Source organism: Fodinibius sp. GM21 (genome assembly GCF_058386955.1).
Genome location: NZ_JBYEIQ010000003.1, coordinates 341,675 through 355,252, shown reverse-complemented (window position 1 = coordinate 355,252; position 13,578 = coordinate 341,675). Strand labels below are relative to the sequence as shown.

At 42.5% G+C, this 13,578-nt stretch carries 14 protein-coding genes and 1 tRNA gene; 7 read left to right on the top strand and 8 right to left on the bottom strand.

Annotated features, from left to right (window positions below; all coding sequences use genetic code 11):
- Positions 1–4 precede the first annotated feature (4 nt).
- Complete coding sequence (locus tag ACT3IB_RS08785; RefSeq protein WP_491538630.1) at positions 5–1,258, top strand: S1C family serine protease; 1,254 nt, start codon at positions 5–7, stop codon at positions 1,256–1,258.
- 13 nt (positions 1,259–1,271) lie between these two features.
- Here the strand turns inward: ACT3IB_RS08785 and ACT3IB_RS08780 are convergent, their stop codons facing one another.
- On the bottom strand, positions 1,272–2,027 hold the full coding sequence (locus ACT3IB_RS08780; protein WP_491538629.1) for an enoyl-CoA hydratase/isomerase family protein: 756 nt from the start codon (positions 2,025–2,027) through the stop codon (positions 1,272–1,274).
- A gap of 48 nt (positions 2,028–2,075) precedes the next feature.
- On the opposite strand from ACT3IB_RS08780, the gene ACT3IB_RS08775 reads away from it, so the two are divergent.
- Positions 2,076–2,732: a phosphoadenylyl-sulfate reductase gene (locus ACT3IB_RS08775; RefSeq protein WP_491538628.1), complete on the top strand. Its 657-nt coding sequence runs from the start codon at positions 2,076–2,078 to the stop codon at positions 2,730–2,732.
- A 4-nt stretch (positions 2,733–2,736) separates the two neighbouring features.
- Here the strand turns inward: ACT3IB_RS08775 and cutA are convergent, their stop codons facing one another.
- Complete coding sequence (cutA, locus tag ACT3IB_RS08770; RefSeq protein WP_491538627.1) at positions 2,737–3,108, bottom strand: divalent-cation tolerance protein CutA; 372 nt, start codon at positions 3,106–3,108, stop codon at positions 2,737–2,739.
- 185 nt (positions 3,109–3,293) lie between these two features.
- Here cutA and ACT3IB_RS08765 point away from each other — a divergent pair.
- The 5 genes from ACT3IB_RS08765 to ACT3IB_RS08745 all read left to right on the top strand — a co-directional run bounded on the left by ACT3IB_RS08765 (position 3,294) and on the right by ACT3IB_RS08745 (position 8,149).
- Positions 3,294–3,376 (top strand) — tRNA-Leu (locus ACT3IB_RS08765).
- Positions 3,377–3,431: 55 nt separating this feature from the next.
- Positions 3,432–4,715, top strand: a complete 1,284-nt coding sequence (gene tig, locus ACT3IB_RS08760; protein WP_491538626.1) for a trigger factor — start codon at positions 3,432–3,434, stop codon at positions 4,713–4,715.
- Positions 4,716–4,787: 72 nt separating this feature from the next.
- A complete protein-coding gene (gene clpP, locus ACT3IB_RS08755) occupies positions 4,788–5,420 on the top strand; it encodes an ATP-dependent Clp endopeptidase proteolytic subunit ClpP (RefSeq protein ID WP_491538625.1) in 633 nt (210 codons plus the stop codon).
- Positions 5,421–5,444: 24 nt separating this feature from the next.
- Positions 5,445–6,707: an ATP-dependent Clp protease ATP-binding subunit ClpX gene (clpX, locus tag ACT3IB_RS08750; protein ID WP_491538624.1), complete on the top strand. Its 1,263-nt coding sequence runs from the start codon at positions 5,445–5,447 to the stop codon at positions 6,705–6,707.
- A gap of 113 nt (positions 6,708–6,820) precedes the next feature.
- Entirely contained in the window at positions 6,821–8,149 is a 1,329-nt protein-coding gene (locus ACT3IB_RS08745; RefSeq protein WP_491538623.1) for a sensor histidine kinase, read from the top strand.
- Between the two features lie 15 nt (positions 8,150–8,164).
- On the opposite strand, the gene ACT3IB_RS08740 is transcribed toward ACT3IB_RS08745, so the two are convergent.
- The 6 genes from ACT3IB_RS08740 to ACT3IB_RS08715 all read right to left on the bottom strand — a co-directional run bounded on the left by ACT3IB_RS08740 (position 8,165) and on the right by ACT3IB_RS08715 (position 13,572).
- Positions 8,165–8,740 carry a sigma-70 family RNA polymerase sigma factor gene (locus ACT3IB_RS08740; protein WP_095605293.1) on the bottom strand — a complete coding sequence of 192 codons (576 nt, stop codon included), beginning with the start codon at positions 8,738–8,740 and terminating at the stop codon, positions 8,165–8,167.
- 259 nt (positions 8,741–8,999) lie between these two features.
- A complete protein-coding gene (locus tag ACT3IB_RS08735; protein ID WP_491538622.1) occupies positions 9,000–9,728 on the bottom strand; it encodes a CPBP family intramembrane glutamic endopeptidase in 729 nt (242 codons plus the stop codon).
- A complete protein-coding gene (locus tag ACT3IB_RS08730) occupies positions 9,725–10,831 on the bottom strand; it encodes a LysM peptidoglycan-binding domain-containing protein (RefSeq protein ID WP_491538621.1) in 1,107 nt (368 codons plus the stop codon). Before ACT3IB_RS08730 ends, ACT3IB_RS08735 begins: the two co-directional genes overlap by 4 nt.
- A 5-nt stretch (positions 10,832–10,836) precedes the next feature.
- Entirely contained in the window at positions 10,837–11,184 is a 348-nt protein-coding gene (locus ACT3IB_RS08725; protein ID WP_491538620.1) for a tetratricopeptide repeat protein, read from the bottom strand.
- Between the two features lie 97 nt (positions 11,185–11,281).
- On the bottom strand, positions 11,282–12,469 hold the full coding sequence (gene aroC / locus ACT3IB_RS08720) for a chorismate synthase (protein ID WP_491538619.1): 1,188 nt from the start codon (positions 12,467–12,469) through the stop codon (positions 11,282–11,284).
- On the bottom strand, positions 12,466–13,572 hold the full coding sequence (locus tag ACT3IB_RS08715; protein ID WP_491538618.1) for a potassium channel family protein: 1,107 nt from the start codon (positions 13,570–13,572) through the stop codon (positions 12,466–12,468). The genes aroC and ACT3IB_RS08715 overlap by 4 nt, the downstream gene beginning before the upstream one ends.
- Between the last annotated feature and the right edge of the window lie 6 nt (positions 13,573–13,578).

The following is a 13,578-nucleotide window of genomic DNA, read 5'->3' as shown; positions in this document are numbered from 1 at the left end:
TTTAATGGTTAAGCAATCCGTTTTAAGTATAGCGGTATTTCTGTCTGTGTTAGTGGCAGGATGTCTGGATAAGCAATCTCACCCCAATAGCAATACTCAAGCAACAGAGGCTTTTGGTGCAAGCATTTCTACGATTATTAGTGATTCTATGGCCGCCTCTGATTCTGCCGTCCCTGCTCGGGATGAAAGTGGATACCAGCAGTCGGTCGAGAATGCACAAAATTCGGATGAACAAATTAGCACGAGTCGTCAGACAGCTATCACCAGAGCGGTAAAGAAAGTAAGTCCGGCTGTAGTGAGTATTACAGTGACAGAAATGGTACAGGGTGGGCGCCGACTTGAGTTTAGTGAATACTATAATCGTTTTGTTCCGGTACCTATTGAACGGGAGGTGAGTAGTATGGGGTCCGGGTTTATAATTAGTTCAGATGGATTGGTAGTTACGAATCAGCATGTAGCCAACCGGCATGCTAAAAGGGTTGTTGTCTCTTTGCCAAATGGTTCACAATACGAGGCTAAAGTGCTTGGCGAAGATGAGCTTGCCGACTTGGCGTTATTAAAAATTCAGGCTGATAAAACCTTTCCTGCGGTTGAGTTTGGTGATTCTGATAGCGTATTAGTGGGCGAATGGTCACTGGCAGTGGGGAATCCTTTTGGGCTGTTTGAGTCGGCCAAACCATCGGTAACGGTAGGGGTGGTAAGTGCTGTAAATCGTGATTTTCGTCCCAATCCCCAGGAGCCTCGTGTCTATATGGATATGATTCAGACTGATGCTGCTATTAACCGCGGAAATTCAGGTGGCCCGTTGGTAGATAGTGAAGGAAAAGTAATTGGGGTAAATGCCTTTATTTTTACCGGCGGCACCAGCGGTGGGAACGTAGGACTTGGTTTTGCCATCCCCAGTAACCGGGTGCAAAAAATTATAAAACAGCTTTCCACCGCAGGAGAAGTTACTTTATCATACGATCCCGGTTTTAATACTGTTGAAATGACGCGCCAATTAGTGTTGAAATACAATTTGCCTGCCACGCGTGGATTGCTTGTTAATAGTGTAAACAAAGATGGACCGGCATTTGAGGCGGGCATTGTACCGGGTGATATCATTTTAAAAATCGGAGAAGAACGCATTCAAAGTAAGATGCATGCGCAAGCACTTTTTCGTGAATACCAGGAGGGCGATTCCATGCGGGTCGAGCTTTATCGCAAAGGTGATCGCTATGAAACCAAGATGTATTTACGGAAAAAAGTAAAAGAATAGAGTATGTTTACTGCTACTTTCGATTTAAGAACTTCTCTACACGCTCTTCATGAAGGTCACTTTCCCAGAATTGGGCGAATGTGTCTAACTCAGCTTCGATGGCTTCCCATCGCGCCTGAGTGATGCGCATAGCGCCCTCTTTTAGATTCTTGATAAATGGCCGGTCATTTATTGTAAGATTTTGAGCTTGGTCCCAGATTCTATCTTCCCAATCGTCGCTTTCTGTTATAACGTCGATGAGATTGTGCCGCTTAGCTGTTTGGGCTTTTACAATTTTTGCTTCAGCAAGCCAAAGCAGGGCAGTAGAACGGCCTACTTTTTCTACCAGTCGGGTAAGTCCCCCCCAGCCCGGAGGTAAATAGAATTTACCCTGCGTAAATCCAAAAGTGGCGTGCGGAGCCGCCATCCGAAAATCAAAAGCTAGCATCATTTCACAGCCTCCTCCATAAGCTGCTCCGTTGATAGCAGCAATGGTCCAGCAGGGCAACTCCTCAATGCGTTTTAAAATCTTGAGCATACGTCGGGCCATCGGTTTAGCTTCTTCTGCTGTTTTGATGGTGTGGAACTCTCGTAAATCACCACCGGATACAAAAGTTTTTTTGCCCGATCCGGATAGAATAAAACAGCGGGTTTCAGAATCTTTTTCGAGTTCATCGAGCAGGTTTTCAAGTTCGTCCATTACCGCAAAGTTGATCGCGTTGTGTGATTCAGGGCGATCGATAGTGGCGTGACAAATGTAATTTTTCTGTTCGATTTTTACAGTACTCACTGTTAGATTTAGGCTTGTTTTAAAATTGAGTATCAAAATGGAATCTATATGTATCTTGTCAATAAAGAAAAGATTAATCGGTCGCTGTCGGCAAAAATCGTTGATGCACGCATAGCCCAGGTATTTAATACGTTTAGGGATGTGCTGGTAACGTCGTCTTTTGGTACTACTTCGGCGGTACTACTACATCTGGTGAGCAGAATAAAGCCGGGTTGTCCGATATACTTTATTGACACGGGATATCATTTCGAGGAAACGATTGCCTACAAAGAGCGCCTAACACGGTTGCTGAATTTAAATGTGATTGATCTGCGTCCCGATCCGGCACAGCATGCTCATACGTTTAAAGAGGAGCTTTGGGAAGATAACTCGGACAAGTGTTGCGATATAAACAAGGTTGAACCCCTGGATCGTATTAAGGATGATTATAAGGTATGGATGTCCGGTCTTATCGGTTTTCAAAATAGCCATCGGAATAGCTTGCCTATTATGGATGATGATAACGACCTTATTAAGTTTTATCCCCTTATCGACTGGAACGCTTCGTTGGTGGAAGAATATATTGAAAGCCATGGCTTGCCAGAGCATCCCTTGAAAGAAAAAGGATTTAATTCGGTTGGATGTACTCACTGTACTTCCAAGGGCGAAGGTCGTAATGGCCGTTGGAGTGAACGGTCAAAAACCGAGTGTGGATTGCATCGCTGATGGATTAAAGATCTGGCTGGACATCTTCCACTTCGTAGTCAATTTCCTGTTTTTGAGAGTTTTTGAGTAGCCACTGCTGATACTCTTTGTTCCCTTCTTGTTCGGTTAATTGTAGTGAAATAATGCAGGGGCAATCGTAGCTGTGAAGATCCTTTACGCGATGGGTGAGATCTCTCACGTTGTGGTATGGGGTTTTAGCAATCAGAATAGCTTCGGTGTCTTCCACAATTTCCCCCTCCCAGCGATAGATAGTTTCCATACCGTCAACAATGTTGACGCAAGCTGCAAGGTTTTCTTTTACAAGCTTTTTACCAATGGATTTGGCTTCCTGTTTATCTTTTGTGGTAATATAAACCAAGCGAAGATTATAAAACATGGGTTCGGGTCGTCAGGATTGGTGTTTGGTCTGGCTTTAGAAAGTACAAAATTGAAGCTATGACTCATAGTCGAAACACTAATAATTTGAGAATTATTAATGTTGATATCAGAAGAAAAAAGCCATATTTTTCGAGACTCTCAAAATCTGGTAATTCTAAATATTTGCTGGTTTATTGAGCACTTGCGAGAGTGGCGGAATTGGTAGACGCGCTAGATTTAGGATCTAGTGCCTTTGAGGCGTGGGGGTTCGAGTCCCCCCTCTCGTACATATATTTTTATCACTTTTTACCGTTCTAATTAAATACTATTTGGAGTAGTCTTGTGGAAATAACAGTCAATGATATCACCGCTGTAGATAAAGAGTTAATTATTTCGGCCGATCGCGAAGATCTGGAGCCGAAGTTTAAAGAGGCCTATAAAAAGTATAAAGGGCAGATTAATATGCCGGGATTTCGACCTGGAAAAGTGCCTACTAAGATTATTCGCAAGCGTTTTGGAGACGAAATAGAACAAGAAGAAGTAAGCAACTATGTTCAGGAAGTTTTTGAGAATGAGGTCGTCCCTGAATATGAGCCTGTAGGTGAAAGCGAGATGCTGGAGCTGAACTGGGAGAATGATGAGCTTGAGGCGAAATTCAAGATCGGAGCGCGCCCGGAATTTGAGTTGGCTGATCTCAGCGAAATCGAGGTGGATCGTCTGGTTCATGACGTTACTGATGAAGAAGTGGAAGAAGAGCTCGATCGCCAGCTAGAGCAGCAGGGTAACTGGGAAGAAGTCGAAGAAGAGATTACCGAAGATAATCGTGTTACCGTTGATGCTATTCCAATGGATGATGGAGAGCCCGATGAAGAGAATAAAACGGAAGAGACCATTGATCTGACGAAAGAAGAGTCTGAACAGTTTCGGGATGACCTTCTTGGTCATGAAGTCGGTGATGAGGTTGATGTTGAAATTGGGCATGATGACCATACACACAACTTTAAGCTGATTGTTAAAAAGGTTGAAAAACTCCATAAAGCTGATTTGACGGATGAGTTTGCCAAGCAGGCCTCAGACGGTGAAGCAAAAAATGTAGATGAGTTTAAGAGTCTGATCAAAAGTAAAATTCAGAACTATTACGATCAGTCGGCAGATGATCTCTTTAAGAACGATATAATTGATTCGCTTGTTGAGAAACATGACTTTGACGTTCCTGAGGTATTTAAAAAACAAGTGCAAAACCAATATGTTGAACGTGTAAAGCAGCAGTCACAGGGACAATTACCCCCTGATTTTGACGAAGAAGAGTACAAGGAAAATATGGAGGATCGCGCGATTCGTGATGCCAAGTGGTTTTTCCTTAATGAAAAGCTGCAAGAAAAATTTGACGATATCGAGATAAAACCCGAAGATATAGATCAGCATTTAGAGGCTGAAGCTTCGCGATATGGTATTGAGGTTGATCAAATGCGAAATATGTTTGCACAGAATCCACAGCAACTTGAGAGTCTGAGAAACAGTATACGCGAAGACAAAGTATTTGATAGGTTAAAAGATGAGGTTACAATCAAAGAGATTGATAAAGAAACCTATCAGGAAAAGCACGACGAAGAAATTGAGGCATAGTGCCTGTAACATTAGTTATTGAATTAAACTATTATTTCTGATTCACCTATGGAAAAGCAACCATTATACGAAATGCCAAACAATTCAGGTAGTACAGACCGCATCCAGAATAACAATCTGGTACCGATGGTAGTCGAAAAGACAGAACGCGGTGAGCGGGCCTTTGATATATATTCACGCCTGCTAAAAGATCGTATTATCTTTTTGGGCACGCCTGTCAATGATGCAGTGGCAAGCTCTATTGTAGCACAGATGTTATTTCTTGAATCAGAAGATCCTGAGAAGGATATCAACTTGTACATCAATAGCCCGGGCGGCGTGGTATCATCAGGTTTTGCTATCTATGATACTATGCAGTACGTTAAATGTGATGTTGCTACTACTTGTGTAGGGATGGCAGCATCAATGGGAGCGCTGCTGTTAGCGGGGGGAGCGACAGGAAAGCGAAACTTGTTGCCTAACTCGCGTGTTATGATTCACCAGCCGTTGGGCGGAGTCCGTGGACAAGCAAGTGATATTGAGATTGAAGCTCAAGAAATTTTACGCATTAAGAAGCTGATTAGTGAAATTCTTGCTGAACACAGCGGAAAATCGGTAGATCAGGTTATGGAAGATACCGACCGTAACAACTGGTTGTCGGCCGAGGAAGCCAAAGAATACGGTCTGATTGATAACATTATGAAGCGTAATAAGAAGGAAGAGTAATTTTAAGACTTCAGTTAGAGGACAATGAGCGACCAAGAAAATAACAACGACAAAACAATTCACTGTTCGTTTTGTGGACGATCAAGCCATGAAGTAAACAGCATGGTCGCCGGCCCTAACGACGTGTATATTTGTGATCGGTGCGTAGCTGACGCCTCCGGAATTGTGAAAAGTGACTTGGCTTCAATGTCAGAAAAGCGGGAAAAGAATTATAAGCCCCTGTTGAAGCCAGCCGAAATAAAATCCCGACTGGATGAATATGTTATAGGTCAGGAAGGAGCTAAGAAAACGCTTTCGGTAGCAGTTTATAATCATTACAAGCGTATTAGTTCGGATGTAGGTGATGAGTTTGATGATACCGAAGTAGAAAAAAGCAACATTATTCTGCTTGGTCCCACAGGTTGTGGGAAAACGCTCTTAGCCCGCACGATGGCCAATATCATTGATGTGCCTTTTACTATTGCTGATGCTACAGTACTTACCGAAGCCGGTTATGTAGGAGAAGATGTGGAAAGCATACTCTCCAGTTTATTACAAGCATCTGATTATGATGTAGAGCAGGCCAAGCGCGGTATTGTTTATATTGATGAGGTTGACAAGGTAGCTCGTAAAAGTGATAACCCTTCTATCACGCGTGATGTTTCCGGTGAAGGTGTACAGCAGGCCTTGCTTAAGATTTTAGAGGGAACGGTAGCAAATATTCCCCCCAAAGGTGGACGTAAACATCCCGAGCAAAGTTTTATACAGGTTGATACCTCAAACATCCTGTTTATTTGTGGTGGTGCTTTTAGCGGACTCGAAGAGATTATTGCCAAGCGTTTGTCGGTAAGTTCCCTCGGATTTCATTCTGAAGAGCAGGTGACATTTGACAAAGACGATCCCGATATTTTCACGCATGTAGAAGCACAAGATCTGCAGCGCTACGGTTTAATACCAGAGTTAATCGGTCGTCTGCCGGTAATTTCAGGATTGCATCAGCTGGATGAAGATGCGATGATCAAAATACTGGTACAGCCTAAAAATGCGCTCGTAAAACAGTATAAGAAGCTTTTCCAGATGGAAGGAGTAGAGCTTGTTTTCGAAGAGGAAGCGCTCGAAATCATTGTCGAAAAGGCTCTTGAACGAGGTACAGGTGCGCGTGGATTGCGATCTATCATGGAGAAATCTATGCTTGATATTATGTATACGCTGCCATCAATGGATAATATCGAACGATGTGTAATCACCCGAGAGACGGTTCTTGATGAAGCACCGCCCGTTTATGAAAAGCGAAAGGCCTCTGCTTAGAAAGTAGACCAGAAAAATTGTTTATCAGGGCATCATCGATTCGATGATGCCTTTTTTATTTTGTAAAATATATCAGTATATCTTCTAAGAGGTTATATTCGAACCGCATTGCTATGAGAATTCAGCTTACATCCAACAGAATAAATATTGTTTTAGTAGGATTTCTTATTCTTCTTGGGATTGGTTCGTTTGTGTATAATCAGTATTTGGTTAACAGAATTCTCATACAGGAGCGGTCGGGGATAGAGTTGTGGGCTAAAGCCATTGAGTATACCGGGAATCCGACTCAGGAAGAGATTAGCCAGAACTTGTTAGCAGCATCCAATTATCTTAGGACCAATGCAAGTGCTGCAGTACCCGATAGTGTGATAGAAATGATCGAAGAGGCTGAAGCCGATCGTACATCCCAAACTTTTGTTACCCAAGAGATTATACTTAGTGAAGATCGTTTCCAGGTGCCCCGTGTCATTGTTGATGAGCGCGGGGAGATTATGTTTGCTAATCATGTTGATGCCCCGTTAAATCAGGAACTGATAGACCGCTTTGCTGCGATTAACGACCCTATCGAAATTAAATTAGGTAATGAACAGTATTCGCAAACACAGTATGTGTATTATGGCGAAAGTCCTACGGTGCGTTATCTTCGGTACTTTCCCTACATACAGTTGAGTTTACTGGCGGTATTGCTGGGTATCGGTTATGTCAGCTATCGGACAATCTCAAGGTCAGAGCAGTCTAATTTGTGGGTGGGAATGACTAAAGAGGCGGCCCATCAATTGGGGACGCCCTTGTCCAGTTTGTATGGGTGGGTAGAGCTTCTTCGGGAGGAAAAGGAAGATGACTTTACACAACGGATATGTAACGAGCTTGAAAATGATATCAGTCGCTTAAGAGATGTGGCCGAACGATTTAATAAGATTGGATCGAAGCCAGAGTTAAACGCTCAGAAATTGAAACCCATTTTGGAGGAGGTTATGGATTATATGGAGCAGCGGCTCCCCCAGCTGGGTAAAAATGTAGACGTATTGCGTCATATCGACTCCAATGTACGTGCCAAGGTAAATCCGGATCTTTTTCAGTGGGCACTCGAAAACCTGATAAAAAATGCGATGGATGCTATCAAGGCCAACACCACAAAATCATACGTCTCAGTTAAATTGGAACGGATGGAGAATGAAGTAGTTATTGATATTACCGATTCGGGGGTAGGTATCGAAAAGAAATACCATAGCGAAGTTTTTAAGCCAGGATACAGTACTAAAAAACGGGGTTGGGGATTGGGGCTAAGCCTGACAAAGCGAATTATTGAGGAGTATCACAAAGGTAAACTGTTTGTCCATAAATCGGAACTGGGCGAAGGTACGACCATGCGTATTATTCTTAAGGCTGTTATTGAAAAGCCGAAACCTCTAGAAGACGAAGCCAAAGCGACACAAGCATAGCGTGCTTTTTCAGTACTAGTCTTCTTTGTAGCCTCGTTTCTCAGCATATTCTTTAAGCTGAGCCTTTAACAGATTCCGACCGCGGTGCAATCGTGATCGAATGGTGCCGATAGGAACATCCAGCATGTTTGCAATTTCTTCATACGTAAAGCCCTCTACATCGCAAAGCAGTACAACGGTGCGAAAATCCTCAGGTAACTCCTCAAGAGCCTGTGAAATGTCATCATCGACAAGCTCGCGGAACATCTTGTCCTCAAGATCAGAAGTATCTGTTCGATCGGCTCGAATTGTCTCGTAAAACTCCGAAACTTCATCGTAATCAACCTGATTGGGTTGCTTGGATTGTTTTCGGTAGTTGTTGATATAAGAGTTTTTGAGGATACGGAATAACCAAGCTTTGGCATTCGTGCCCTTTTCGTAGCTGCTGAAAAAGCGAAATGCTTTTACAATAGTGTCTTGCACAAGATCTTCGGCATCACTTGGATCAGAAGTAAGGCGAAGGGCAAAATTATACATAGCATCCAAATGAGGAACAATTTCTTCTTCGAAATCTTCCTGTTTTTGGATTTCCTCTTTTGTTAGTTCGGCCATCCCGATAGCTTAACTGTTGGTTGTTAAGTCAATAATGTTCAATTGATGTATGAAGTCAGCAATACCTAAGAGTAATACACTCAAATCAATAGCACTTTCCCTTAAATTGAAATATAACAAATCTTATAATATCAATTATGGCTTAAAACGTAAATTGTTTTAACTGATGTACCTCATAGTTAGTATAAATGTTCTGATGAATAAACACTGTTATTAAAATGATGTCTTCACTTTATACATTCTTACGAAATCAAGTCCGTTAATACACAATGATCATAAGATCATAAATGGCGTGCGTCCACGCGGCCATGCCAAATCCCCGCCATAGATATATAGCATTGAGTGCAAGACCAAATAAGAAACGAAATAAAAATGAACTTAATGTAAAGGGATCCCCGAAAGCACCCACATAATGAACCAAACTAAAAAATACGGCCACCAATAAAATAGCGGATCCAAAAGCTACGGATTTTTTGGCAAAAGCTTTTTTGAAAATAAAAAGCAAGGCAGATACTAAGATGACCCGAAAGAATAGTTCTTCGTATATACCGGCCCCCAAAGACAGAGCCAATTGCTGAAGCGTGGTTAAACTTTCAATGGGGCTCGCTTGAACGATCTGTAACAATCCACTGACTGTAGTATTAATTAAAAGCGCCAGGAAAAAAGCATAAAACGAGGCTTCGATGAGCATAGTAAAAAAATAGCTCATCTTCAGAGAAGATAATTTTTTACGTTCGCGATAGAGTACTACCATACCGACGAGCGCAACTAAAATAAGAGTGATCGAAAGCACATCTTTACCGATATATGAAAACAGCGTTTTTATCCATACATCAACAGAGATGCGGATAACCTGCTCTGAATCAGGTTGAGCTAAAAAGATGAGCACTTCATACAGCAATAACAGAGGCAGGCTAATTAGATAGCTGTATAAAAGTGTATGGGTGGACGAAAAATAATGCTTTATTGACTGTCGAATATTGCTCATTGATCTTGATAAATAGTCACAGTGGGCAGGTTACTGTTAAAGTTTAGTGTTTGCCAGGCTGCGGTTGACAGCTTGAGGCCATTCCCCGAATGCCGGTCGTTGATACGCACATATACACCCCGGTTATTATCGTTGTTTTCAATGTAGATAACTGAACCGAGAGAAATATTAGAATGAGCTGCTGTTAGGTCATTCGGGTTGTAGAGCTCCCCGTTTGTAGTAGGGTTGCCACGCTCATTTTTACCGTATTGAGATACCGCGGTAGACCCTAAATCCTGCAGACTGGAACTCATTAAATAAGGATTTTTATAGGTTCTGGTTGGGGGTGCCAGTACAGTAACTTCACTTCCGCTTTGGAACCGGTCTCTATCTATTGAAGGATTTAACGCTCGAAACTCCTGTTCATCCATGCGGAATTTGTTAAGCAGATTTTGCAATGATTTTGTCCCTCCTGAAATCGTATGAACCATGAACTTACCCTGGGGCGACGATTCAATACCTTCGTCGGCGACGGATGGGGGTGGGGCGGATTTACTGCGAACCGTAAGTTGTTGTCCCACTCTTATCGTATTGGTTGTGAGATTATTTAAGGATTTCAATTCCTCGACCGTCATGTCATGTTCTTGGGCAATCTTATACAGCGAATCGCCACTTTTAACGGTATAATAACTGTTGCGCTGGGCTTCTTTTTCTACCACTAGTGACTGTTGTTCCTGATTGTTGGCTTCGGAAGGGTAGATGGTCAATTCCTGGCCAACCTGAAGATTATTAGAGGATAAGTTATTCCAACTTTTAATTTCGGCAATGCTCACGTTGTACTGTTTGGAAATCGAAAAAAGAGTTTCTTGTCGTTGGACGGTGTGAGTGATGGCAGAATCAGATGAAGGAGCGCTAACAAGCAGTGTTTGACCAACTAATAGTTCGTTTCCGCGCAGATTATTCCATCCCTTTATTTGCTCTACTTCGATTTCATACTGCTGGGCAATACTGAACAGCGTTTCACCCTGCTTCACAATATGCGTCTGACTTTGAGCGAGAGTGACTGTCGTAATTCCAAGTAATACAACAAAAAGAAGTAATAATGCTTTATAAGGTTTCATCATTCTTATCAGCTCGAGCGTTCTTCCATTTCTGTTTCAAGTTGTTCGAGTGCTTCTTTTAATTCCTTCTCCGTTCGTTTTTCATCTTGTTTATGGGCAACCGTTATCCCTTTCTGATACAAGGTGTGAGCGTCATCCAGCCGATCCAGTGCTTCATATAGTTTGCCCAAGTGATAATAAACCCCAACGTAGTCCGGGTCGCTAGATAAAATATCCTCAAACAAGATTCGCGCTTTCTTAAACTCTCCTTCTTTGCGGAATTCCAGCGCCAAGGCAAACTTTGAGAATGAGTCGCCGGGATTGTGCTTAATCTGCCGGGCCAGTTTTTTGATCTTGGATTTTTGATCTGAACTCATAACGTATTACGATAACGTTAAAGTTGTATAGGGTATTTTATGTTCCAGTAATAAGATACAGAAATTGGTGAAGGTATGTGGTATTTACTCATCAGGTCTATGAATCATGTTTTTGATATCGTTCCTCAATTTCCTCAATCGAATCTCCACCAAATTTCTTTAAAAATGCATTAGCGAGTACGGGGGCAATTACACTTTCCATCACGACAATTGCCCGGGGCAGAGCACACACATCTGATCGCTCGTAGCGGGTGTCTTTCTTTTTTTTGGTCTCGATATCCACCGTATCAATCGGCGTAAGCATCGTTGGGATGGGTTTCATCACACCGCGAATAATTAAGGGCATACCGGTGGTAACACCACCTTCGAGTCCCCCCATGCGGTTGCTTTTACGCTTGTAGGTATCATCTTCATATATGATTTCATCGTGCACTACCTGTCCGTGCCGTCGTCCAGACTCAAATCCCTGTCCGATTTCGACGCCTTTCATAGCCTGGGTGCCCATAACAGCCTGAGCCAGTTGCCCTTCTAATTTTCGATCCCAGTGGACAAAGCTGCCGAGCCCGGCTGGAAGGCCGGTAACAACCACTTCCCAATGTCCGCCGAGCGAGCTACCCTCTTTGCGCCGTTTGATGATCAAGTCGCGCATCTTTTGGGTAAGTTCTTCATCAAGACAGCGAACAGGTGATTCGTCAGATTGTTCAAAGATTGTCTCAGCTCCCTGTTCAGCAAGCGGATCTACAATATCGCGCACATCTTCCCAAGAATTTTTGTATCCTTCGCTGCCGATACGGGTCACATGTCCACCTATTTCGATGCCAAAATGCTTCAAAAATTTTCGAGCGATTGAGCTACAGGCAACACGCATAGCAGTTTCACGGGCGCTGGAGCGTTCAATGGCGGGACGTATGTCATCATAACGATACTTTTGTATGCCCGTCAAGTCGGCGTGGCCGGGACGCGGAACAGTAATCTTTTCAACGTCTTTGCCGTCTCCTTCTTTTGCCAGTACCTTTGGCCAATTGGAATCGTCTTTTTCGTGAGCACGATTGGGCATCTGCATGGCAATGGGAGCCCCTGTTGTTTTACCGAATCGAACGCCCGATGAAATTTTAGCACGATCTTTTTCAAATGCCATGCGTCCCCCGCGCCCGTATCCTTTTTGACGACGTGCCAAATGCAGGGCAATTTCATCTTCAGTGATCGGGAGCCCGGCTGGTACGCCTTCTATAATGCCTGTTAGTTGTGGACCATGGGATTCGCCGGCCGTTAGATATCGTATCATGCAGATTTTGTGTTGCTTTTAGTTTGATTCATATTTTGAATGAAATCGTAATTAGAAACTCTTTCTTCAAGAGTTCGGAAGTCTTCACACCCTTCTTCTCGAAGGTGCTTAATGCGCTCAATATCCCCTAGGACAATGAGGGAATCACCAACAGAAATTTCATCGTCACTACCGGGATTAAAACGGATATTCTTTTTGTCGTCAGGAATAATGGCAATTATAACCACAAAATATTTTTGCCGAATTCGTGCTTCTGCCAAGGTTTTATCGGCAAGATCAGAACCTTCAAAAATCTTTACTTCATCAAACACATGGTCTTGCGTAGTCCCTCCCAGTATTTGATCCATAAATTGATCAACATTAGGACGCAAAATAACATTCGCCATTCGGTCGGCTCCGATTTCATAGGGAGAAATAACTTTATCGGCCCCGGCCCGTTTAATTTTTTTGGTATTTTGATGATGATTTGTTCGCACAAGAATAAAGAGATCAGGATTTAATTCTCGAGCAATAAGTGTTGTAAATACATTATCCTGATCGCGGGAGAGCGTACAAACCAGTCCCTTTGCTCTTTCAATGCCAGCTTCTTTTAGTACCTCTTCATCCTGTGCATCACCATCTACGTATAATAGTTTATCATCTTTAATTCGTTCAATACTAGTTTCCCTATTGTCAATCACTACAATGGATATATTAGCATCTTGAAGTACCTCAGCTATGCGATGTCCAATACGGCCATAGCCCGCTATAATATAATGTCTTTCCATCTTTTCCAGTTGCTTTTTCATAGCACGTAACCTAAAAATTTCACTTTCAAATATTAGCTGTGTAGTTTGAGAGGCGATATATGAGATGACCCCTATCCCCATAACAAAAACAACCATTGTTAAAATACGCCCACCTTGAGAAAGATTTGTCAGCTCTGCAAACCCAATGGTGGTTATTGTTATAAAGGTCATATAAAATCCATCGAAGAATTGCATACCTTCGATGAAATGGTAGCCAACTGAGCCAACGATAAACACAACAACCAAAATGCTAACAGCTATAGCAATTCTAACAAATATAATGTTGTCAATGATATCGTTGTAAAAATGGAACATATAATG